The sequence below is a fragment of the Alcaligenes sp. SMD-FA genome, assembly GCF_025960365.1.
In the GTDB taxonomy this organism is placed as follows: Bacteria; Pseudomonadota; Gammaproteobacteria; order Burkholderiales; family Burkholderiaceae_B; genus Alcaligenes; species Alcaligenes aquatilis.
In genome coordinates, this window is sequence record NZ_CP110108.1 from 2428386 (window position 1) to 2450884 (window position 22499).

Genomic DNA, 22499 nt, shown 5'->3' on the forward strand with positions numbered 1-22499 from the left:
GCTTCGACATTAGACCTTCAATGTACCAATGATTGAAACTCAAAATAAGTAAAACAAAAAAACCCCCGATTTCTTGCAAAATCAGGGGAAAGCTACCACAGGAAAATGATTGGATACAAAACACCCAATACCGTGATTCTATATAAAAAATATAAAAAAATCTCTATACGTTGCTTCGGACTAACGCTGTAGATCATTAAATTAATTTGTGCTAGGACGTAATAAAAACTAAAAATTTAAAAAGAACTTCAATACCCTGCAGTTACATAACCTTATTCAAGCTCTAGAAATCTTGAGCCAGACACCAGGACTGCGTGACAATAAGGCCTCTTACGGGTGGACGTGCCACCCCTCTTGTTTCTCAGGCTTTTATCTTGTCTTCATCACACGACTCTTTATCCCCACGCCAGGTTCTGCTGGCGATTCTGGCCTTGGCAGTGGGTGGTTTTTCCATCGGTACGGGCGAATTTGTCATCATGGGTTTGCTGCCTGATGTCGCCCAGGATCTCGGTATCGATATTCCCACTGCGGGCCATTTAATCAGCGCTTATGCGCTGGGCGTGGTTATCGGCGCGCCAGTGTTAGCTGTGCTCGGGGCGCGCTGGCCTTGGCGACGCCTCTTGATTGCCTTGATGGGCGCCTACGCCATAGGCAATTTTCTGACCGTCATCGCCCCCAGCTATGAAACCGTGTTAGTCACCCGCTTTTTGGCAGGCTTTCCACATGGCACTTACTTTGGTGTTGCGGCTCTGGTGGCCGCCCGTTTGGTGCCGCCCCATCGCCGCGCACAGGCGGTGGCCTATGTCATGCTGGGATTGACCGTCGCCACCTTATTAGGTGTACCCATTGCGACCGCTTTGGGCCAATGGCTGAGCTGGCAGGCGGCCTTTACTTTTGTCAGCATCATTGCCCTGATCACCATGGCACTGGTGCTGCGGTTTGTGCCTTTTGTCCCTCCCAATACCTTGGCCAGTCCCTTGCGCGAGCTAGGCGCCCTGAAACGCAAGCAAGTCTGGTTGACTCTAGGTATAGGCGCGATTGGCTTTGGCGGCATGTTCTCGGTATTCAGCTATGTGAAATCCACGCTGATGGAGCTGGCCGGGCTGTCAGCAAGCGCCATTCCCGTTGTACTGGCTCTGTTTGGGGTCGGTATGATCTTGGGTAATCTGCTGGGCGCACGCTATGCTGACCGCTATCTGGATCGCAGTATCCGTCTGGTGCTGATCTGGGCAACCGGTGTGCTGCTCTTGTTCATGATTACGGCCCACCACCCTATTCTTGGCCCTTTGAATATCATGCTGATCGGCACCTTGGTGGCTTTGGGTCCGGCCTTGCAAATTCGTTTGATGGACGTGGCCGGAGATGCCCAAACACTGGCTGCTGCCTTGAATCATTCCGCCTTCAATATGGCCAATGCCTTGGGAGCCTGGTTAGGTGGCCTGACGATTGCGGCTGGTTGGGGCTGGACCTCCACCGCCTGGGTCGGCGCCCTGCTGGCGTTGGGCGGCTTGGGCCTGCACACCCTTTCACTGCGCATCAAAGAATAAGGACAGAAATTGCCCCCAAAGCAATGGGCGTCGCTATATAGCTACAACAACGTCAAGACAGGCAAACTTGCTACTTCCCAATAGCCGTGGCAGAACAAGCAATCCGCCAGTCGTCCCCAAAAAAAGGCCTGTGATTGCAAGAATCTCGCAATCACAGGCCGCTTTTTCGACCCTCTCTCGACGATCCAGCTCTTTACGGCTTACAAATTCGGCTCAAGCCTTACCAGTCAATGCAGGGCGGGCCGCCAGCCAACCGGCATAGCTCATTGCGAAACTGACCAAAAGACACAAGCCCAGAGCCCAGCCCCAGCTATCGAACAGATCATGCAAGCCGCCCATGGCGGGCGGACCAAAGGCAGCCAGCAAATAGCCCATGCATTGCGCCATTCCTGACAGGGACGCCGCCTGCGAAGTGGAGGTCGACCGCACGCCGATCAAGGCCAGGGCAATCAAGAACACGCTACCGCTACCGATGCCAAACAGGACCGCCCACAGCAGAGACCAAGACGGCAAGACCAAAAAACCCACAAAGGTCAGGGTCTGCAACAAGGCGCCGGCCAAGGCAACGGCACGCTGATCATGCAAACGACTAAGCACAGGCATGAGCAGCAAGGCGGGAATGGCCGTCGCCAGCTGCATCAAACCGTGAATCTGGCCGGCATGATCCGCTTCAAAACCATAATTGACCAACATCACAGGCAACCAGCTAGCAATCATGTAGTAAGCCACCGAGTTCAAACCCATATACAAGGTGATGTGCCAAGCCAGGGGCAAGCGCCACACTGACACGCTGCTGGCAGCCGCGGCTGGTGCACGTTGAGCCGCACGGCGATCCGCTCCCAGTTGGGTGGCCCACACCGCGACACTGGCCAGTGCCATGACACCCACCACAATCAGGGACGACCAGCGCCAGCTTTGGCCTGTCCACTCTGCCATTGGCACGGCCATCGCAGAGTTGAAAGCCGCCACCAGGCCCATAAACAGCACATACAAAGAGGTCATGAAGCCAATACGCAGGGGGAAATGGCGTTTGACCAGGGACGGCAAAAGCACATTACCCAGTGCAATCCCGATGGCCAGCAAGCCGATACCGGCGAACAGTTCCGTCGTGCCCCCCAGGACGCGTACCACCACGCCAATGGCGATCAGCACGGAAGCAATAAACAGGGAACGGGACAGCCCCACCTTACGGGCGATGGAGGCAGCCAGCAATGAGACCACGGCAAAGATGAACAAAGGCATGGCGGTCAACAACCCAGCCTGTGTCGAGGACAAGGACAGGTCGGCCTGGATCAGCTCCAGCAAGGGGGCTAACCCCGTAATCGGAGCCCGCAGACTGCCGGCGATCAGCAAAACACCGATCAGCACCAGCAAGGGATGGGAGAGCCAGGAAGGTCGAGCAAGGGACATGACAGGCAGCTAGTAGGTGAAAACCCTAGTCTATCTTGTTTCATACTCGGCGCGAACAGGATATTATGACAACTTATACCTCAAACCAGACAAACCATGAGTTTTAGCACCAATCCTCAGGGCGGACCTGTCTTCAGCATCAAAATGGAGATGGGCAGTACGACCGAAAATCCACTGCACACCCATCCCAATGGGCAGTTGATCATGACGCAATATGGCTCCGTCACTCTGCAAACTGACCAGGGCTACTGGATGGTGCCACCGCTGTGTGCCGTCTGGGTACCTGTCGGGATTCGTCATCGCGCCCGCGCCGACGATCAGGCGCTGATTCATTTCCTGTACATACAGCCCGGCCTGGATCAATTGCCGGATCACTGCTGCACCCTGGATTTGAGCCCCATGGTGCGCGAAATGATTATTCATTTAAGCGATCTGAATGCTGACTACGAACCGGGTAGCCAAACGCACAGACTGGCCTTGGTCCTTTTGGAAACGCTGAATCAGATGCCTAGCCGCCAATTGCATGTGCCTGTGCCCGAGGACAAGGTCTTGCAAACGATTGCACAGCATATGCAGCAACAGCCTGACGCACGTCCCACGATGGCCGACTGGGCCAAAGCGCTGGCCATGAGTGAGCGCACCCTGGCCCGACATATGCTAAAACACACAGGGATGAGCTTTGGGCGCTGGCGTCAACAATTCATGATTATGCTGGCCCTGCAAAAACTGGGTTCGGGAATGTCCGTAAAGAGCACGGCCAGGGAATTGGGTTACACCTCTATCAGTGCCTTTATTAGTGTTTTCAAATCTATTTTGGGCGAAACCCCCAGCCGTTATATAAGCCAAACCTATTCTTCTTGAGCCTCTACGACCCTCACCACACGCATCCATGTCCTCCACACACCTGTCCCGCCCCGGGTCTCTGCAGCGCTTATTAAGTTGGTTCCAGATCTCTCATATGTCGGCGGGGCTGATTGCCGTGCTGGTAGGCTATACCAGCTCCGCTGCCATTGTTTTTCAGGCAGCGCAGGCGGCCGGAGCCAGCACTGCCGAGCTGGGTTCTTGGATGTGGTCTTTGGGTATTGGTTTGGGCCTGCTGTCGGCAGGTCTTTCACTACGCTACAAGATTCCGATTCTGACCGCCTGGTCCACCCCCGGCGCCGCACTGCTGGCCACCGGCCTGCTTGGCCTGCCCATGTCTCAGGCAGTGGGTATTTTCCTGTTTTCGTCTCTGCTGACCACAATTTGCGGTCTTAGCGGCAGCTTTCAAAAGCTGATGCAGTACATGCCGCGCAGTATTGCCGGCGCCATGCTAGGCGGCATCTTGCTGCGCTTTGGCTTGGACCTGTTTGGTGCCATGCAGACTCAGTGGTTGCTGTGCCTGAGCATGTTCATCGTGTTCCTGGTGGTGCGCCAGTGGTCGCCCCGCTATGCCGTGCCTCTGGCACTGGTAGCCGGTGTCACGATTGCCGCCCTGCAAGGTTTGCTGAAAATGGATATTTTGAGCTGGACGCCTGCAACGCCGGTACTGGTCTGGCCCGAGTTTTCCTGGACTGCCCTGATCGGTGTCGGCATTCCGTTTTTCATCGTGACCATGAGCTCGCAGAACATTCCAGGCGTGGCCGTGTTGAAAGCCCATAATTACGATGCCCCTAACTCCACCGTCATCAGTTGGACCGGGATTATCGGCCTGATCTTTGGCCCCTTCGGTGGCTATGCCTACAATCTGGCCGCCATTAGCGCCGCCCTGTGCATGACGCCGGAAGTGGATGCAGACCCGCGTCAGCGCTATCGTGCCAGTGTCTGGGCCGGTATTTTCTATTTTGCCGCCGGTATTTTTGGTGCCACTGTCGTCAGCCTGTTTGCAGCCTTCCCCACAGAATTGATTGCCGCCATCGCGGGTCTGGCCTTGCTGGGCACGATAGGCAACAGCATTCACATGGCATTGGAGGCTCCGGATACTCGTGACGCGGCGCTGGTCACCTTTTTGACTACCGCCTCAGGCATGAGCCTGCTCAATATCGGCAGCGCTTTCTGGGGCCTGGTTTTTGGTATGGCTATGTATCTGATTCAGAAACGAAAAGTGTCCTGAACTGGCGATTTCCCCGATCTTTGTTCAAGACGGCAAACAAGCTTCACATTTGCTTGCTTGGCCGTCCTGTTCATTTGGCACACTACAGGCGTGACCACTTTTCTCTAACGGAGGTGCTTCATGCCCGCTTTATCTCAAGCTCAACAAAAAGCCGCCGGCGCTGCTTTGTCCGCCAAACGAGGAGAGACTCCCGTATCCAGCCTGAAAGGGGCGTCGATAGAAATGTATAAAACGCTCAGTGAAGGTGAGTTGGAAGAACTGGCCAGCACCGATACCGCGCGCCGCAATCTGCCTGAGCACAAAGAGTAATCAGACCGCCAGAACGCGCACGCCGCTTTGCTCGAAGGCCTGATGCAAACGCTGCGCAAACTCGGCCGCACCGGCCTGATCCCCATGCAGACACAGGGTATCGGCCGACAAAGGCACCGTTTTACCTGACAAGCTGGTAACGGTGCCTTGCTCTATCATTTGCATGACTTGCTGCACGGACTGATCGGCGTCGGTAATCATGGCGCCAGCTTGCTGACGGGGTGTCAGACTGCCATCGTCCTGATAGCTGCGGTCGGCAAACACCTCTTGAGCCACCGTCAAACCCGCATCACGGCCGGCCTGCACCTGCACACTGCCTGCCAACGCATACAGAATCAGGCTGCGATCAATATCGGCTACCGCCTGGGCAATGGCTTTTGCCAATGCCGCATCGCGGGCGGCCATATTGTAGAGTGCGCCATGCGCCTTGACGTGATGCAGGGCGGCACCCTGTGTGCGGGCAACGGCAGCCAAGGCCCCCACCTGCACCACCACCATGTCATAGACCTGCTCGGGGGTAACCGCCATTACCCGCCGACCAAAGCCTGCCAGATCTGGCAGACCGGGGTGGGCACCCAGCTTCACGCCATGGCTTAGCGCCAAAGCCACCGTCTGACGCATCGTGCCAGGATCGCCGGCATGAAAGCCGCAGGCGATATTGACCGACGTCACCCACGGAATCACCTGCTCATCATGGCCCATAACCCAGGGGCCAAAGCTCTCGCCCATGTCGCAGTTCAAATCAATACTCAAGCTCATGGAGTTCCCTCTGATAATCCATCCAACCTGCCAGCGGCCTGGGCAATGCAACGCCTGAACCACAGCAGCTCTGCCGCATTATGCGTGCGCGGATGCCACAACTGATAAAAACGCATCAGTGGAAAGTGAACCGGGCAAGGCAGAACCGTAATCGGCAGAATGCGGGCATAGTACTCGGCAAACTGGCGGTTAGTGGTAAATACCATATCCGTGCGGCTCAAAATGCCAGGCACCAGACCGAAATACGGCACTACCATCTGTACATGACGGCTGATGCCCTGCTCGGCCAAGCAGCCATCAATAAAGCCGCGCTTGTCCGTCACATGAGCTGAAGGGGCCAGATGCGGCATTTCCAGATAATGCTGCAAGGACAGGCCACGCTGCGCCAGCGGATGATGACGGCCCAGCATACAGACCACCTCGTCATCAAACAGGCGCGCCAGATGCAGCTTTTCCGGAGGCTCCAGCCAGTTGCCGATCACCACGTCCAGTTCGCCCTCCTCCAGGGCCTGCACGTAGTCCAGATCCGGGTTGATGGTATGGACCACCAAGCGGGCCTGCGGTGCCTGACGACGCACCCGCTCCGCAATATCCGGGATAAAAGCACCGTCCAGATAGTCCGGTGCCCCCAGGTTGAAAACCCGAGTAGACTGACTGGGATCCATGGGTTCCGCGCTAGCAGAAATTCGCTCGATCGCTTGCAAGGCTTCCGTAGCATGAGCCAGCAAAAAGGGACCGCGCTCGGTAGGCACCATTCCCTTTTTACCGCGCAACAAAATCGGATCGCCCGTGATTTCGCGCAAGCGCCGCAAGGCATTACTGACGGCTGGCTGGGACATGCCCAAGCGGATAGCCGTACGCGAGACGCTGTGCTCTTTGAGCAGCGACTGCAATACCCGCAGCAAATGCAGATCTAGTTGTTCTCGTAATTTTGGCATGGTCTCAATAATACAAGCGCTGGCCCGCGCCGTTGATCCGTGTAGACACTCATACGCCTATATAGTGAACATCATTCCAAGCAAATGTTCGCGTCCTAAGCAAATGCTATCTTCGATCCGTAAAAAACCAGTCGAGTGAGATCATGGAGACAAGACCAATTCGTTTTATTTATCGCGGCGAAGTACAGGAAGTGGCCCAAGCCCCGACCACGCGAACCGTTTTACAGTATATCCGTGAGGATCTGCACTGCACCGGCACCAAAGAAGGCTGTGCCGAAGGTGATTGCGGCGCCTGCACGGTCATGATTGGCGAACTGGACCAGAACAATCAACTGCAATTACGTGCCGTCAATGCCTGTATCCAGCTACTGCCTACGCTGGATGGCAAGGTGCTCTACACCATTGAAGATCTACGCCAGGACGATGGCACCTTGCACCCTGTACAGCAAGCCATGGTGGACTGGCACGGCGCCCAATGCGGCTTTTGTACGCCCGGCTTCATCATGTCGCTGTGGGGTCTGTACATGACGCACTCACCTGAAAACGGCCCGGTTTCCCGAGAACAGATCGACGATGTGCTCTCGGGCAATCTGTGCCGCTGTACCGGCTACCGCCCCATTATTGATGCGGCCAAGGCCATGCACAGCTACCCGGCAGTCAGCATGGATCGCCAATCCATTGAAGACAAGCTGCGCGCCATTCGTCAGGACGGCATGCTGGCCTATGAATATCAGGGTCAGACCTTCCACGCCCCCCGCACCCTGGATCAGTTGACCCAATTGCGCGAGCAATATCCGCAAGCCCGCATTCTGGCTGGCAGTACCGATATAGGCCTGTGGGTGACCAAGCAATTCCGCGATCTACCGCATCTTATTTATATTGGCCAAGTCGTTGAACTGCGCGAGCTGAAAACCACCGAGGACGATCTTTACATTGGTGCAGGCGTGTTGCTGAACGACGCTTTTGATGCCCTGATCAAAGACCACCCCGAATTGACGGAGCTGCGCCAGCGTTTTGCCTCCTTCCCTATTCGCAACGCCGGTACTTTGGGCGGCAACGTGGCCAACGGTTCGCCCATTGGTGACTCCATGCCGGCCCTGATTGCCATGCGCACTCGTGTCGTGCTGCGCAAAGGTGGGCTTGAGCGCGTCATGCCTTTGGAAGACCTGTATCTGGCCTATCAGAAAACCGCCATGGAACCGGGCGAGTTTGTACAAGGCCTGCTGGTCCCACGCCACAAGGGCCAATGGCAATTTCGCACCTACAAGCTGTCCAAGCGGTTCGACCAGGACATTTCTGCCGTGTGTGCCGCCTTTGCGGTGGAGCTGGATGGCAAAATCGTCAAACAGGCCCGCATCGCCTTTGGTGGCATGGCCGCCACTCCAAAACGTGCCAGCCACGCCGAGCAGGTGCTACAAGGCCAGGAATGGAACGAGGAAAACGTACAGGCTGCCATGCAGGCACTCCAGCAGGACTACCAGGCCCTGAGCGACATGCGTGCCAGCAGTGAATACCGCAACCAAAGTGCGGCCAATTTGCTGTACCGCTTCTTCCTGGAAACCCACCCTGAACACGCTTTGAGTCCCGCCCAGTTGAATGTCTTTCACCGAGCTCAAGCCAGCCTGGAGACTTTGTGATGAAAATTGACAGTATCGACCACCTGAACACTGCCACGGCGCAACGCGTCGGCGTGTCCTTTTTGCACGAATCGGCAGACTTGCACGTGAGCGGCACCGCCACGTATACCGACGATTTACCCGAATTGCAGGGCACAGCCCACATTGCGCTGGGCCTGTCGGAGAAAGCCCATGCCCGTTTGCTGGAAGTGGATCTGGACGCCGTGCGCCAGGCACCCGGCGTCATTGCCGTGCTAACCGTTGCGGACATTCCCGCCGCGAATAATTGTGGCCCGATTCTGCATGACGACCCGATTCTGGCCGATGGTGTGGTGCATTACGTTGGCCAGCCCATTTTCGCGGTGATCGCCAAATCCCACGACCAGGCACGCCGTGCCGCGCGCCTGGGCAAGATCAGCTATGAAGAGCTGCCTGCCATCCTGACACCACAAGAAGCCAAGGCCGCCAACGCCGGGGTTCTGCCCTTGATGAGCCTGAAACAAGGCGACGCCAAGAAAGCGCTGGAATCGGCACCGCACCGTCTGCAAGGCACATTCCAGTGCAATGGTCAGGAACAGTTTTATCTGGAAGGTCAGATTTCCTACGCTGTGCCCAAGGAATACGGTGCCGTGCATATCTGGTGCTCCACGCAGCACCCTTCGGAAATGCAGCAGTTGGTTGCCCACTGCCTGGGCGTTGGCGCACACAAGGTTCACGTGGAATGCCGTCGCATGGGCGGCGGTTTCGGCGGCAAGGAATCCCAATCGGCCCTGTACGCCTGCGTGGCCAGTGTGGCCGCCGTCAAGTTACAACGCCCCATCAAGCTGCGTCTGGATCGCGACGACGACTTCATGATTACCGGCAAGCGTCACGGTTTCTACTACGAATACGATATTGGCTACGACGACGAAGGCCGCCTGCTGGGCGCCCGTCTGGACATGACCGCCAACTCGGGTTTTTCTGCCGACTTGTCCGGCCCGGTGGCAACCCGGGCCATCTGTCACTTTGACAATGCCTACTACCTGTCTGATGTAGACATGAGCGCGCTGTGCGGTCGCACCAATACCCAATCCAACACGGCCTTCCGAGGCTTTGGGGGCCCGCAAGGGGCTTTGGTGATGGAAGTGGCACTGGACACCATTGCCCGCCGTCTGGGCAAAGATCCACTGGATGTGCGCCGCATTAACTTCTACGGCAAAGAAGACCGCAATGTGACGCCGTACGATCAAACCGTGGTCGATAACGTCATTCACGAACTGGTGGCCGAGCTGGAAGAGAGCAGTGAATACCGGCAGCGCCGTGAACACATTCGTCAATTCAATGCCAGCAGCCCAGTTCTGAAAAAGGGGCTGGCACTGACGCCGGTGAAATTCGGTATTTCCTTTAACGTGCCCGCCTTTAACCAGGCCGGTGCTCTGGTTCACGTCTATCGTGACGGCACCGTCCTGGTAAACCACGGTGGCACGGAAATGGGCCAGGGCCTGAACACCAAGGTAGCCCAGGTGGTTGCCCATGAGCTGGGCCTGAATCTGGAGCATATCCGGGTCACGGCCACCGATACCACCAAAGTAGCCAATACATCGGCCACCGCCGCCTCTACCGGGACCGACTTGAACGGTAAAGCCGCTCAGGATGCGGCCTACCAGATTCGCCAGCGCCTGACGACAGTGGCGGCCCAGCTGTTCTCGGTTGAAGAATCCAACGTGAAGTTCGAGCGCGGTCAGGTCCAGATCGGTGACCAGACCATGCCCTTCTTCCAACTGGTTGAGCACGCCTATCAGGCCCGTGTCCAGCTATGGTCCGATGGTTTTTATGCCACCCCTGGCCTGCACTGGGACTCTAAAGTCATGAAGGGTAACCCCTTCTACTATTTTTCCTATGGTGCTGCCGTCGCTGAAGTGCTGATCGACACCCTGACCGGAGAATCCCGTCTTTTGCGTGCCGACGTGCTGCACGATGTCGGCAAATCCATCAATCCGGCCCTGGATATTGGCCAGGTTGAGGGCGCCTTTATTCAAGGCATGGGCTGGCTGACGACGGAAGAGCTAGTATGGAACGCCCAAGGCAAGCTCACCACGCATGCGCCGTCAACCTACAAGATCCCGGCCATCAGCGACTGCCCCATAGACTTTCGCGTCAATCTGTTCGATGGCCACAACGCCATGGATTCGATTCACCGCTCCAAAGCCGTGGGCGAGCCGCCCTTGCTGCTGCCCTTTTGCGTGTTCAACGCAATCCGCGATGCGGTCGCCAGCGTAGGAAACTACCAGATCGAGCCCGAGCTGAACGCTCCCGCCACTGCCGAAGCCGTCATGCGGGCGGTTGCGGCGATTCGAAAAGCGAAATGAGTAGCTGGCCCTCTCTTGCCCTCGCCCGTGTAAAAGCGGGTGAGCGGCTGGTTTTGTGCTCGGTGGCCTTGGCAAAAGGCTCCACCCCGCGCACCACGGGTACGGCCATGCTGTTCAGCCAAACTGAGCAGTGGCTGACCATTGGTGGCGGACACCTGGAATGGGTGGCAGCAGAACAGGCACGTGCCATGCTCAGCCAGCCCGGCGGCCCCGGCTGGAGCATGAGCCGCCTGCCACTCGGCCCCAGTCTGGGCCAATGTTGCGGCGGGGTGGTTACCTTGCTGTACGAAACTCTGGATGCGTCAGACTTGGGCTGGCTGGAAGAACTGGACAACACCGTGCGGGCCGGTCAGGCGACCAGCCGCCGTTCGCAATTGCTCTCGGACGGTAACAAGCAGGTTGATATTCAAAGCCCTTCGATTGTGGACGAGTCCCGACTGGACTACGACGGCTCGCAAGGCGTCTGGATGGAAGACCTGCCGCCCCCACCCCTGACCATTCTGCTGTTTGGGGCTGGTCACGTGGGCGAGGCCTTGGTGCAGATTCTGGGCACCCTGCCATGCCAGGTTCTATGGATTGACGAGCGCCCCGAGCTATTTCCCGCCCAGGTACCCAGCAATGTCAGCCTGGAAATTACCGACATCCCCGATGCCCTGATTGAACAAGCACCAAGCAATAGCTATTTTCTGGTAATGACGCATAATCACGGCCTTGATTTGGCGCTGTGCCAAAAGATCTTGCGCCGCCCCGATACCGCCTATGTGGGCCTGATCGGTTCCATGACCAAACGCCGTCAATTCGAGCGCCGCCTGCAACAGCGCGGTATGCCCGAATCCCGTATTCAGGAACTGATCTGCCCCATTGGCGTGCCAGATATCAAGGGCAAGGCCCCTTCGATTATTGCCGTGGCTGTCGCCGCCGAATTGCTGGCCCACGCCTATGAAATGGGCCAGCTCAGTCGCTGATGCGACCTCGACTTCTAGGACACTATGACTACCTCTTTACACTCCGCCTGCGCCTACCGTGCCCAACTGCTGTACTTTGTTGCAGACCCCGCCACACTGGAAGATCCTTCCGAAGCCGTGAGCTACCACAGTGATGGTCTGTTGCTGGTCAACGAGCAAGGCCAGATTCAGGCCTGTGGCGACTGGGCCGAACTGTCGCGCAGCCTGCCTGCCGGTACAAAAACCGTGGATCTGAGCGGGAAAATCATCATGCCGGGCATGATCGATACCCACCTGCACTTCCCGCAAACCGACATTATTGCCTCCCCTGCCAGCGGCCTGCTGCCTTGGCTGGAAACATATACCTTCCCGACTGAGGGCCGTTTTGGCGATAGCGACCATGCCCGCGAAGTAGCTGGCGTGTTTCTGGACGAATTGCTGCGCAACGGCACGACCACCGCCCTGGTCTACGGCAGTGTGCACCGTCAATCCGTGGATGCCTTCTTTGAAGAAAGCCACGAGCGCAATCTGCGCATGATTGCGGGCAAAGTCATGATGGACCGCAACTGCCCGGACTATCTGCAAGATACCGCCGAGTCGGGCGCACGCGACTCGGAAGACCTGATCAAGCGCTGGCACGGCAAGGGCCGCCAATTGTACGCATTGACCCCCCGTTTTGCCCCTACCTCCACCCCGGAACAATTGGCCGCTTGTGGTGAACTGGCCCGCGCCTATCCCGATGTCTTTCTGCAAACCCACGTGGCGGAGAACAAGGACGAAATCAAATGGGTGAGCGAGCTGTTCCCCAAGAACCGCAGCTATCTGGACGTATATGACAGCTTTGGCCTGCTGCGCCCCCGTGCTATTTACGGCCACAGCATCTGGCTGGATGAGCAAGACCGCGCCCGCATGCACGATACCGGCAGTATCGCGGCCCACTGCCCCACGTCCAATCTGTTCCTGGCCTCCGGCCTGTTCGACTTCCAGTCCATTCGCCACAGCAAGGTGCTGCACACCCTGGCCACCGACGTGGGCGGCGGTACGTCCTTCTCCATGCTGCGCACCATGAACGAAGCACACAAGGTAGCCCGTCTGAACAATTACCACCTGACCGCCGCATCCATGTTCTATATGGCCACCGAAGGCGCTGCCCACGCGCTGGACATGCAAGGCCAAATCGGTACGCTGGCTCCGGGTGCCGAGGCCGATTTTATTGTGATGGATCCCAAGGCAACGCCCTTGATGGCGCGCCGCAGCACCATGCTGAACTCGCTGGAAGAGCAACTGTTCGTACTGGCCCTGCTGGGTGACGATCGTTGCATTCAAGCCAGCTACAGCGCAGGCCGCTGTGTGCATCAGCGCGATCACTAAAACAGACCAAAAAACGCATGCCCGGCTTCTATCCTCCCCCATGACTGAAGCCGGGAACGAGTTTTCTTCCTTATCGGCCCGCCAAAGCACATTACGATTTCACGCGGATTTTACGCTGCCAACGATACATTGAGCCCGTCAGCAGAGAACCAGTTCCGGTTCCCTCGAATTCTTGGCGAGATTTCTTTATGTCCGGCACATCTATTCAGGTGCAGCGCAACGCTTTGTTCTACCTGTTAACCCAGGTTCTGGGGGTCACTTTCTTGTTTCTCTGGTTGGCCAGCCTGACTCAGGACTGGTCACCGCTTAACCCCTTGCTGGCTATCAGCCATCAGCCCGGCCATATGGCCCATGAAATGAAAGAGGCGCAAGGCTTGTTGACCGGCCTGATTGCCGCCGCCGGACTGTCATTTGCCGCTTGGAAACTGTTGCGTTTGCGTGGACAGGATGCCGTGGCAGGCAAGCGCATCATGCTGCTCGGCACCGCCCTGTTCCTGGCCGTTCCCTTGCTGATGCTGATGTTGCAGCGCTCTGCCTCCTCCTACGGACTGCCGTCCATGTACCTGTCGATACCCGAAATCAAACCCTTGCTGGGTGTGGGGGCAGTCGTAGCGGTGGGAGCCGGTCTACTGCATTTGTACTTTGCAGGCTGGGCCTTGAACCAGTCCCGCCTGCGCTGGGGTGGCCTGTTGGCAGGCCTGCTGTGCGCGTTCTTGCTGGGCTTGCTGGAAACCGACCAAGAACGTCTCGATCTGCCGCAGGTCTTTGCCTCGCTGGCCATTGTCTGGTTGTTAGGCAGCTTGGCCTTCTATCCGCTGATTGTGAACCCCAAACGCTGGTCTGCTTCCCATAGCAAGCGCGCCACCATCGCACAGGCCTGGGAACATCTGGCCAGCATTCAGGTACAGCGTCGTCGAACCTTGGGGGTGTTTGGTGGCCTGATGGTCGTGATTCTGCCTTTCTTTGCCCCCACCTGGGCCAGCGATTCGCTGGTCTTTCAATTCACCCGCATGGCCGGTCTAGGTCTGGTGCTGATTGCCGTCCTGGGCCGTTGCTGGTGTATGTTGTACCTGGGTGGGCACAAAGGCTCCAGTCTGATCAGCCAAGGCCCCTACTCCATCAGCCGCAACCCGCTGTATCTGTTCTCACTTTGTGCTGTCACCGGCATGGGCGCACTATCTGGCAGCCTGCTGCTTGGTCCCGTGTTGGCACTATTTGTCTACGCCGTCTTCAATAATGTGATCGACGAAGAGCAGGTTTTGCTGCAAAAGGTTTTTGGCCAGGATTATCAGGACTACTGCCAGCGCGTCCCTCGTCTGGCCCCACGCCTGAGCCTGTGGAACAGCCCAGATGAGCTGCGTGTGTCCCTGACAGGTTTGGCCCGTACCCTGCGCGACGCCTTGCCCTACTTCCTGATCTGGCCCGTCTTTGCCCTGGCTCAGTGCTTGCAGATAAATGGCTGGGTACCCGTACTTCTGCGTCTACCCTGATCGCTCCCAAGTGCAGTAAGCTGAACAAGAACTGTCCCAACCCTGTGGAACAAGCTGTCATGCGTGTCCTGATTGTTGAAAACGATACCACCATTGCCGAAAATCTTTATACCTATCTGGAGCTGAAAGGCTTTGCGGTCGATGCCGCCTACGACGGCAATGGTGCGCTGACACTGCTGCAAGAACAGGATTTTGATGCGCTGGTGCTGGATCTGGGCCTGCCCGGTCTGGATGGCTTCGGTGTCCTCCAGGCCCTGCGCCAATCCAAACAAACGCCCATCCCCACGTTAGTCCTGACGGCTCGCAGCCAGCTCGAAAGCAAACTCACCGCCTTTGACCTGGGAGCCGACGACTATCTGATCAAACCCTTTGCTCTGGCCGAAGTCGAGGCGCGGCTACGCGCCCTGATGCGTCGTGGCCCACCACAAGTACAGCACGGTTCGCTACATTGGGGCAGTCTGGAATACAACCTGGATACGGCGCTGGTCAGTGTGGACGGACAAGAGCTGCACCTGAGCTTCAAAGCCCGCCAGTTGCTGGAAGCCTTGTTACGCGACCCGCAAGCCATTCTGACTCGCCGCTCTCTGGAAAAAACACTGTGGCCTCAGGGAGCGCCGTCGCCTGAAGCCTTGCGCAGCCAAATCCATCTCTTGCGCCGTGCTCTTTCCGAAGCAGGTGCAGGTACCGTCGAAACCTTGCCCGGCATGGGCTGGCGCTTGCAACAGGAGAGTTAAGAGATGGCCAAAGCGCCACGCCGAAGCCGCTTCATGAGCACCCTCACCCAGCGCGTGTCCTGGGCCCTGACCCTGATTGCCGCCTTGTTGGTCATCATCATGGGTGGGCTGGCCTATGTGGCCTTTGCACGCATGGAAGACGAGATGGTCAATGCCATGCTGATCTCCTACGCCCGCAACCCTAGCCTCTTGCCCGACAGCGCCTACAACCGTAGCGAAGCCTTGGGGGCAGAACTGGACAGCTACTGGTTCCTGCCAGGCCAAACCCTGGACAACCTACCTGAATTTGCCCGCGTCCCCAGACCTGGGATTTACGAGTTCCATATAGGCAGCGATACCTGGCACGTACTGCGCCAGGATAAAGAGCAAGGGCAACTGTATCTGGTGTATCGCGCCACCCCTCACGAAGACCGGGTGCGCGAGTTTGGTCTGATTCTGCTCCTGATCGGTTCTGCCACGATTTTGCTGGTGTTTTTGCTCGGACGCCGGGTCGCTCGCCACGCCGTGGCTCCCATGCTGACCCTGTCCCGTCACCTGGAAAACTGGGCACCTGGGCGCTCCGGCCTGCCCGAGCACCAGGACGATGAGGCTGGACGTCTGATCCGGGCCTTTAATCGCATGCAGGAGCAGGTTGAAGAACTGCTGACTCATGAACGCGAGTTCGCCGCTAATCTGGGCCATGAACTCCGTACAGGGCTCACCGCCATACGCAGCGATTGCGAGCTTTTGTTGCTGCAACTGCCCGAAGGCCCACAACAACAGCGTCTACAGCGCATGATGGCGCAAGCCGATGCGGTCACCGCCAGTCTGGATGCCGCCGAAAGCCTGGCCTATACCGCAGAGCGCCATGTGCGCGAGGTGGACGTTCACGAACTGGCTCAACAAACCTGGCAGGCCGTCGCCCTGCTGGATGCGAATAGCCACCAAGTATGCTGGAGCAACTTGGTGCCCGACACCTTGCTCTACACCCTGGACCCCTATGCCCTGTCCATGCTGCTGCGCATCCTGATGCGCAACGCCATCGACCATGCCGCACCCTGCAAACTACAACTGAGCTGGATTGCGCCCTCCATCCTGGCTTTGCAAGATGACGGCCCCGGCATCGCCACGCAAGATCAAATTCTGATTTTTGAGCGCCATTTCAGCCAAGGCAAGCAACTGCCCACAGGACTGCGTACAGAGGGCCACAGAGGCATCGGACTGGCACTGGCCCGCCAACTGGCGCTGGCTCAAGGCTGGAGCTTGAGCGTGCAAAGTGGGCCGGATGGCAAGGGCTGCATATTCAAGCTGGATCTGGATCCGTCCTGATATCTTGATGCCCTGAAACCGCGATCTTATTTGCGCTAACAGCGTCGCCAAGAGCAACAAAAACCCATTGCAACAGGCAAACCCAAAGAACAAGTCAGCTTGTATCGACAGCAGCGTCCACTCCTTGAAAAGACATTTCAAAAGGCAGGTCTCTGAGCACAAAAAAAACCCGGCCTGAAAAGGCCGGGTTTTTTATTTTGCCTAAGCAAACAAGCTAAAGACTTACTGGCTTTCCAGAAAGCTCTTCAACTTATCAGCACGGCTAGGATGACGCAACTTGCGCAAAGCCTTGGCCTCTATTTGACGAATACGCTCACGCGTGACATCAAACTGCTTGCCCACCTCTTCCAGAGTCTGGTCGGTGCTCATCTCGATACCGAAACGCATGCGCAGCACTTTGGCTTCGCGTGGCGTCAAGGAATCCAGGACATCTTTCACCACGTCGCGCATGGAACCGTGCAAAGCCGAATCCGATGGCGAAACAGTGTTGTTGTCCTCGATGAAATCGCCCAAGTGGGAATCGTCATCGTCACCGATAGGCGTTTCCATGGAGATAGGCTCTTTGGCGATTTTCAGGATCTTGCGAACCTTGTCCTCGGGCATGTCCATCTTCTGGGCCAGGGTTGCGGGATCGGGTTCAACGCCGGTTTCCTGCAAGATCTGACGATTGATACGATTCATCTTGTTGATCGTTTCGATCATGTGAACCGGAATACGAATCGTGCGGGCCTGGTCAGCAATCGAACGCGTAATGGCCTGACGAATCCACCACGTTGCATAGGTGGAGAATTTGTAGCCACGACGGTATTCAAACTTGTCCACCGCCTTCATCAAACCGATATTGCCTTCCTGAATCAGATCCAGGAACTGCAAACCACGGTTGGTGTACTTCTTGGCAATCGAGATCACCAGACGCAAGTTGGCCTCGGTCATTTCGCGCTTGGCTTTACGAGCCTTGGCTTCACCGGTGGTCATGCGTTTGTTGACTTCTTTGAGATCCTTCAAAGGCAGAACAACGCTGGTTTGCAGGTCGATCAGCTTTTGCTGAACTTCCTGAATGGCAGGGATATGGCGTTCCAGAATGGCGCTGTAAGCGTGGTTGCCAGCAACCTCTTGCACCACCCAATCCAGATTGGTTTCGTTGCCTGGGAAAGCCTTGATGAAGTGCGCACGTGGCATATCAGCACGATCCACACAGATGTTCAGGATTTCGCGTTCGTGCTGACGCACAATCGCAACCTGCTCACGCATGGTGTCGGCCAGCTTTTCCACCATCTTGGCGGTAAAGCGAATGCCCATGAATTCGTTCAGGATGGTTTCCTGTGCCTGCACGTAACCGGGGCTCTTGTAGCCATCGGTCTCGAAAGACACGCGCATCTTGTCAAACCATTCGCCAATGATGTCGAATTTCTTGAGCGACTTATTGCGCAGGTATTCAATCTGCTTGCTGCTCATGCCGCCAGCTGGACCTTCGTCCTCATCGTCAGCGCTCACGCCGGAACCGGCGTATTCCTCGCCATCATCGTCCACTAGGCCGTCAACCACTTCGTCGATCTGCATGACGCCTTCACGCACACGCTGAACATAGGCCAGAATTTCGTTAACCGTGGTTGGGCAGGCGGCAATCGCCATCACCATGTGCTTCAGACCATCTTCGATACGCTTGGCGATTTCAATTTCACCTTCGCGAGTCAGCAGTTCCACCGAGCCCATTTCGCGCATGTACATACGCACAGGGTCAGTCGTGCGACCGAAGTCGGAATCCACCGTGGTCAACGCAGCCTCAGCTTCGTCCTCAACATCGTCGTCGCTGGATGCCATGGGCGCGTTATCGCTCATGAGCAAGGTATCAGCGTCGGGAGCCTGGTCGTAAACCGAAATACCCATGTCACTGAAGGTGCCGATAATGCCATCAATGGCTTCGACATCCACCAGATCATCGGGCAGGTGGTCATTGATTTCACTGTAGGTCAGGTAACCGCGATCCTTACCCAGCTTGATCAGGGCTTTGAGGCGGTTGCGACGGGCTTCCTGTTCTTCAGGGCTCAGTTGGCCACGTACCCCAAAAACGTCTTTTTCGGCTTTGGCGCGCTTGGCACCACGCTTGGCCACCGGCTTGAGATCAGGAATGACCTCTTCTTCGCCCATTTCGTCGTCATCGACAAAATCGATACCGTCGTTATTGGCATTTTTTGCAGGACGTCCACGGCGACCGCCGGTAGCGGCTTTAGCCGCTGTTTTCTTGGCAGCCGCTTTTTTAGCTACCGTTTTTTTAGCAGCCGCCTTTTTAGCTGCCTTTTTGGCAGGCGCTGCGCCTGGCTCTCCACTTTCGTGAAGCTCATCGAGCTCTACCGAGCTTGATGCCCCTGATTTTGCTGTCGCGGCCAAGGTTTTCTTAGCAGACCGAGAGACCGTCGTCGAGGTTTTACCAGTCGTTTGAGTCATATTTTCTTCCATAGACGCCATTTACCCCTGTGGCACTAAATGTGTAGCCACCGAGTCGTACAGGCAAAAGAGCCTGATGATGAGCGTGTTCACAACCGGCTTGCGCCTGGGCGTGTTGCGCGAGCGAACCCTAAGTCATTTAATCCCTGGCTCATGGGCTCAAGGCATAAGGTGGTTCACAATCCGCTAACCCGCCGCATTTGCTTGCGTACCAGTTTTAACCCCCTGGCCGGCCACAAACACCACACATAACCCATTATTTTACTTCACTTGCCGAGTATAAGCAGCATTCAACAAAGCAATACGGCGTGTCAATTCTTGATAACGCTGACGCTGCTCGGGCTCTTTCAAGCCCGTAGTGATCAATGCCGACTGCTCTGCCTTGATCGCATCCAGTTCGATGCGATGCAGCGCATCACGCCATTCGCCTTGGGGATCGGGCAATTCTTCCTCGCCCAAAAGCTCCGTGGCCAGCGCCTCAAGCACAGGGGCCAAGTCAGACTCGGGGTCCACGGCCTCCAGCAACGCGCCGGCGTGACGCGCCGAACTGATATTACTTAAGGCGATCAGCTCTTGCACCAACCGTAAGTGGGGGCTTTGTGCCAAAATTTCAAGCTGTTGATCGCCTAGCCCTCCCACCAAAGTGGGATGCCCAATAAGCAAGCGCAGCAATCGCTTGGCCATCGGGGTCACGGTACGGCTGCCACCGAGGACAGCACGCTCTTGCCGTTGGCGATTATTCTTGCCCCCCTTGCCTCGCCCTGATAGCGGCCGCTCCTGGTATTGTTCCTGAGGCTGCCAACCGGGCTCATCTTGCCAGCCATCCATCGGCAAACTGTCGGCAAAGGAACCATCAAAGCCGTCCTCAAACGGGGCCATCTCATCCGTTGCGGGCGCAGCTTGTATCGGTACAGCAGGCCTGGCGACCAGGCCGTCCTGTGCCGGTGGCGTATCGACAACAGCTCGACGCAACGGCTCTACCGTGCTCAAACGCTGCGCCAGCTCTTCCGGGGTGAGCAGCACCATGCGGGCAAATTCATGTTGAATCTGCACCTTCAAAGTGCTGTCGGCCAGCTCCAGCAACAAAGGCAACGCTTCGTGTACACAGGCCGCGCGACCTTCTGCCTCGTCCATACGATGATGGGCAGCCAGTTCATCCAGGAAAAAGCGTGATAACGCCGCTGCTTGCTGGGCTTGCTCGCGAAACGCTTGCGCGCCGTACTCACGAACAAACGAATCCGGGTCGTGGTTATCCGCCAAAAACATGAAGCGGATGGAGACATCATCACGAACCAAGGGTAAGCAGGTATTCAAGGCACGCCAGGCAGCTTTGCGCCCAGCCCTGTCACCATCAAAGCAGAACACCAGCCTGTCGCTGGCGCGCATTAATTTGGTGATGTGGTGTTCGGTGGTCGCGGTGCCCAATGTCGCCACAGCGTTGTGCAAGCCATGTTGCGACAGCGCCACCACGTCCATATAACCTTCAACAATCAGGACAAAGCCTTCTTGGCGTATGCCCTGACGCCCTTCCCACAAGCCGTAAAGCTCATGCCCTTTGGAAAACAGCGTCGTTTCTGGTGAGTTCAGGTACTTGGGTTCGCCTTTTTCGATCAGACGGCCACCAAAGCCAATGATATGGCCTTTGGTACTGCGGATCGGAAACATGACACGCGAACGAAAACGATCGTAGCGACGACCATCCTCGGACTCAATCACCAAGCCGGACTCAACCAGTTGCTTGTCTTCGTATTGCGGAAAAACAGCCGATAGCCCGCGTCGCTCGGTACCTGTCCAGCCTAGGCCGAAACGGGCAGCCGTCTCCCCATCCAGGCCACGACGTTTTAAATAATCGATCGCAATGGGAGATTGTTTTAGCTGACGCAGGTAATGCCCCTGTGCCGTCTCAAGAATATGATGCTGGCGCGATAGCTCGTCTTTACGACGCGCATCGGCAGCACGTTGGCGTGGGGTGCGATCTGCTTCGGGCACAGTCATTCCGACGGACCCAGCCAAGCTGCGTACCGCCTCGGGGAATGAAGCCCCGGTGTGTTCCATCAGGAACGAGATAGCCGATCCGTGAGCGCCGCAACCGAAGCAATGGTAAAACTGCTTGGTCGGACTGACTGTAAATGAAGGGGATTTTTCGTTGTGAAAAGGGCACAGGCCAAGCAAGTTGGCCCCGCCTTTACGCAACTGCACATATCGCCCGACGACATCTACGACATCGACACGGGCGAGCAGTTCCTGAACAAAAGATTCAGGGATCAATACAAGCGTGGGGGCAGTTGCTGGCTGCGGATGCGTTTGTAATGGCGCTTCACGGCGGCTGCGTGCTTACGCTTGCGCTCAGCCGTTGGCTTTTCGTAGAATTCGCGCGAGCGCAGCTCGGTCAACAGACCGGTTTTTTCAATAGTGCGTTTGAAGCGGCGCAAAGCAACTTCAAAAGGTTCGTTTTCTTTCAGGCGAACAATGGACATGTAATCCCTGACCTTTGTAAAAAGAGTTAGCGTAACAGATAGCCCAACATGGTAGCACGATTGCAGGCATACACCAAGCAAGGCGCAATTAGGCTATCCACCAAGTATCTGAATACCAACGATCAAGCCTGACCTGTACCCTTACGGATCCAGGCGTCCAGCTGATGAGGGCGAATGCTATCGTAGTCCTCAAAAGGCTGATGAATCCAGGGATTTGTGGGCAACTTGGACACGTAGTAGTCTGGGTCGACTTGTGCGTGGCCTTTCCACCACAAAACAGCGGTTTTCAGCTCGGTGATCGCAGGAAACTGTGCACGCAAGTGATCGCGTACACGCATAAAAGTCTTGCCGGTATCGACCATATCATCGACTAGCAGCACATTGCCATCCAAGGTGCCACGGGTAATGGTGATGTATTGCGCAATATCCAGATCGCCCTGTTCGGTACCGGCGGCCTCACGATAACTGCTGGTGGCCAAAATACCCAAGGGCACATCATAGATGCGCGAAATAACGTCTCCCACTCTCATGCCGCCTCGAGCCAGGCAAACAATTTTGTCGAATTTCCAGCCTGATTCGTGAATGCTCAGGGCCAATTGCTCAATCAGGCGATTGTATTGTTCCCAGGAAACCCATTCATCAGTATCGCTATTTGGGGGCAGACTCATATGTATTCCAGATATAAATGCACTAGCTGCGCTTTGGTACCTG

At 56.6% G+C, this 22499-nt stretch carries 18 protein-coding genes; 11 read left to right on the forward strand and 7 right to left on the reverse strand.

Annotated features, from left to right (window positions below):
* Positions 1-374 precede the first annotated feature (374 nt).
* A complete protein-coding gene (locus tag OKX01_RS11240; RefSeq protein WP_094197034.1) occupies positions 375-1547 on the forward strand; it encodes an MFS transporter in 1173 nt (390 codons plus the stop codon).
* Positions 1548-1760: 213 nt separating this feature from the next.
* Here the strand turns inward: OKX01_RS11240 and OKX01_RS11245 are convergent, their stop codons facing one another.
* Positions 1761-2957, reverse strand: a complete 1197-nt coding sequence (locus OKX01_RS11245; protein ID WP_264671754.1) for an MFS transporter — start codon at positions 2955-2957, stop codon at positions 1761-1763.
* A gap of 96 nt (positions 2958-3053) precedes the next feature.
* On the opposite strand from OKX01_RS11245, the gene OKX01_RS11250 reads away from it, so the two are divergent.
* The 3 genes from OKX01_RS11250 to OKX01_RS11260 all read left to right on the forward strand — a co-directional run bounded on the left by OKX01_RS11250 (position 3054) and on the right by OKX01_RS11260 (position 5358).
* Entirely contained in the window at positions 3054-3818 is a 765-nt protein-coding gene (locus OKX01_RS11250) for an AraC family transcriptional regulator (protein ID WP_094197036.1), read from the forward strand.
* A 28-nt stretch (positions 3819-3846) separates the two neighbouring features.
* Positions 3847-5049: a benzoate/H(+) symporter BenE family transporter gene (locus OKX01_RS11255; RefSeq protein WP_230017851.1), complete on the forward strand. Its 1203-nt coding sequence runs from the start codon at positions 3847-3849 to the stop codon at positions 5047-5049.
* A gap of 120 nt (positions 5050-5169) precedes the next feature.
* Positions 5170-5358, forward strand: a complete 189-nt coding sequence (locus OKX01_RS11260; protein WP_264671755.1) for a DUF3008 family protein — start codon at positions 5170-5172, stop codon at positions 5356-5358.
* Here the strand turns inward: OKX01_RS11260 and OKX01_RS11265 are convergent, their stop codons facing one another.
* Positions 5359-6117, reverse strand: a complete 759-nt coding sequence (locus OKX01_RS11265; RefSeq protein ID WP_230017849.1) for a LamB/YcsF family protein — start codon at positions 6115-6117, stop codon at positions 5359-5361.
* Positions 6114-7055, reverse strand: coding sequence for a LysR family transcriptional regulator (locus tag OKX01_RS11270; protein ID WP_094197040.1), 942 nt, complete (start codon positions 7053-7055; stop codon positions 6114-6116). The genes OKX01_RS11265 and OKX01_RS11270 overlap by 4 nt, the downstream gene beginning before the upstream one ends.
* A 143-nt stretch (positions 7056-7198) precedes the next feature.
* On the opposite strand from OKX01_RS11270, the gene xdhA reads away from it, so the two are divergent.
* The 7 genes from xdhA to OKX01_RS11305 all read left to right on the forward strand — a co-directional run bounded on the left by xdhA (position 7199) and on the right by OKX01_RS11305 (position 16866).
* Positions 7199-8692: a xanthine dehydrogenase small subunit gene (gene xdhA, locus OKX01_RS11275; protein WP_264671756.1), complete on the forward strand. Its 1494-nt coding sequence runs from the start codon at positions 7199-7201 to the stop codon at positions 8690-8692.
* Positions 8692-11019, forward strand: coding sequence for a xanthine dehydrogenase molybdopterin binding subunit (gene xdhB / locus OKX01_RS11280; RefSeq protein WP_264671757.1), 2328 nt, complete (start codon positions 8692-8694; stop codon positions 11017-11019). Before xdhA ends, xdhB begins: the two co-directional genes overlap by 1 nt.
* Positions 11016-11984, forward strand: a complete 969-nt coding sequence (gene xdhC, locus OKX01_RS11285) for a xanthine dehydrogenase accessory protein XdhC (protein ID WP_121739085.1) — start codon at positions 11016-11018, stop codon at positions 11982-11984. The genes xdhB and xdhC overlap by 4 nt, the downstream gene beginning before the upstream one ends.
* 24 nt (positions 11985-12008) lie before the next feature.
* Positions 12009-13334, forward strand: coding sequence for a guanine deaminase (guaD, locus tag OKX01_RS11290; RefSeq protein ID WP_094197044.1), 1326 nt, complete (start codon positions 12009-12011; stop codon positions 13332-13334).
* A gap of 188 nt (positions 13335-13522) precedes the next feature.
* Complete coding sequence (locus OKX01_RS11295) at positions 13523-14824, forward strand: methyltransferase family protein (RefSeq protein ID WP_264671758.1); 1302 nt, start codon at positions 13523-13525, stop codon at positions 14822-14824.
* A gap of 59 nt (positions 14825-14883) precedes the next feature.
* Positions 14884-15558, forward strand: coding sequence for a response regulator transcription factor (locus tag OKX01_RS11300; protein ID WP_094197045.1), 675 nt, complete (start codon positions 14884-14886; stop codon positions 15556-15558).
* Between the two features lie 33 nt (positions 15559-15591).
* Positions 15592-16866: a sensor histidine kinase gene (locus OKX01_RS11305; RefSeq protein WP_264671759.1), complete on the forward strand. Its 1275-nt coding sequence runs from the start codon at positions 15592-15594 to the stop codon at positions 16864-16866.
* Between the two features lie 222 nt (positions 16867-17088).
* Here the strand turns inward: OKX01_RS11305 and rpoD are convergent, their stop codons facing one another.
* The 4 genes from rpoD to OKX01_RS11325 all read right to left on the reverse strand — a co-directional run bounded on the left by rpoD (position 17089) and on the right by OKX01_RS11325 (position 22456).
* The gene (rpoD, locus tag OKX01_RS11310) at positions 17089-19311 is read right to left on the reverse strand and encodes an RNA polymerase sigma factor RpoD (protein WP_094198377.1); all 2223 of its coding nucleotides are present in this window, start codon (positions 19309-19311) and stop codon (positions 17089-17091) included.
* Between the two features lie 261 nt (positions 19312-19572).
* A complete protein-coding gene (gene dnaG, locus OKX01_RS11315; protein WP_094197047.1) occupies positions 19573-21579 on the reverse strand; it encodes a DNA primase in 2007 nt (668 codons plus the stop codon).
* Positions 21576-21788 carry a 30S ribosomal protein S21 gene (gene rpsU / locus OKX01_RS11320; RefSeq protein ID WP_003799344.1) on the reverse strand — a complete coding sequence of 71 codons (213 nt, stop codon included), beginning with the start codon at positions 21786-21788 and terminating at the stop codon, positions 21576-21578. Before rpsU ends, dnaG begins: the two co-directional genes overlap by 4 nt.
* Positions 21789-21910: 122 nt before the next feature.
* Positions 21911-22456 carry a phosphoribosyltransferase gene (locus OKX01_RS11325; protein ID WP_021446480.1) on the reverse strand — a complete coding sequence of 182 codons (546 nt, stop codon included), beginning with the start codon at positions 22454-22456 and terminating at the stop codon, positions 21911-21913.
* Positions 22457-22499: the final 43 nt, after the last annotated feature.

Coding starts and splice junctions, on each gene's coding strand:
- guaD (WP_094197044.1), top strand. CDS start 12,009: ATGACTACCTCTTTACACTCCGCCTGCGCCTACCGTGCCCAACTGCTG.
- OKX01_RS11250 (WP_094197036.1), top strand. CDS start 3,054: ATGAGTTTTAGCACCAATCCTCAGGGCGGACCTGTCTTCAGCATCAAA.
- OKX01_RS11255 (WP_230017851.1), top strand. CDS start 3,847: ATGTCCTCCACACACCTGTCCCGCCCCGGGTCTCTGCAGCGCTTATTA.
- xdhC (WP_121739085.1), top strand. CDS start 11,016: ATGAGTAGCTGGCCCTCTCTTGCCCTCGCCCGTGTAAAAGCGGGTGAG.
- OKX01_RS11260 (WP_264671755.1), top strand. CDS start 5,170: ATGCCCGCTTTATCTCAAGCTCAACAAAAAGCCGCCGGCGCTGCTTTG.
- OKX01_RS11270 (WP_094197040.1), bottom strand. CDS start 7,055: ATGCCAAAATTACGAGAACAACTAGATCTGCATTTGCTGCGGGTATTG.
- OKX01_RS11245 (WP_264671754.1), bottom strand. CDS start 2,957: ATGTCCCTTGCTCGACCTTCCTGGCTCTCCCATCCCTTGCTGGTGCTG.
- xdhB (WP_264671757.1), top strand. CDS start 8,692: ATGAAAATTGACAGTATCGACCACCTGAACACTGCCACGGCGCAACGC.
- OKX01_RS11295 (WP_264671758.1), top strand. CDS start 13,523: ATGTCCGGCACATCTATTCAGGTGCAGCGCAACGCTTTGTTCTACCTG.
- OKX01_RS11325 (WP_021446480.1), bottom strand. CDS start 22,456: ATGAGTCTGCCCCCAAATAGCGATACTGATGAATGGGTTTCCTGGGAA.
- OKX01_RS11265 (WP_230017849.1), bottom strand. CDS start 6,117: ATGAGCTTGAGTATTGATTTGAACTGCGACATGGGCGAGAGCTTTGGC.
- rpsU (WP_003799344.1), bottom strand. CDS start 21,788: ATGTCCATTGTTCGCCTGAAAGAAAACGAACCTTTTGAAGTTGCTTTG.
- OKX01_RS11305 (WP_264671759.1), top strand. CDS start 15,592: ATGAGCACCCTCACCCAGCGCGTGTCCTGGGCCCTGACCCTGATTGCC.
- OKX01_RS11300 (WP_094197045.1), top strand. CDS start 14,884: ATGCGTGTCCTGATTGTTGAAAACGATACCACCATTGCCGAAAATCTT.
- xdhA (WP_264671756.1), top strand. CDS start 7,199: ATGGAGACAAGACCAATTCGTTTTATTTATCGCGGCGAAGTACAGGAA.
- rpoD (WP_094198377.1), bottom strand. CDS start 19,311: ATGACTCAAACGACTGGTAAAACCTCGACGACGGTCTCTCGGTCTGCT.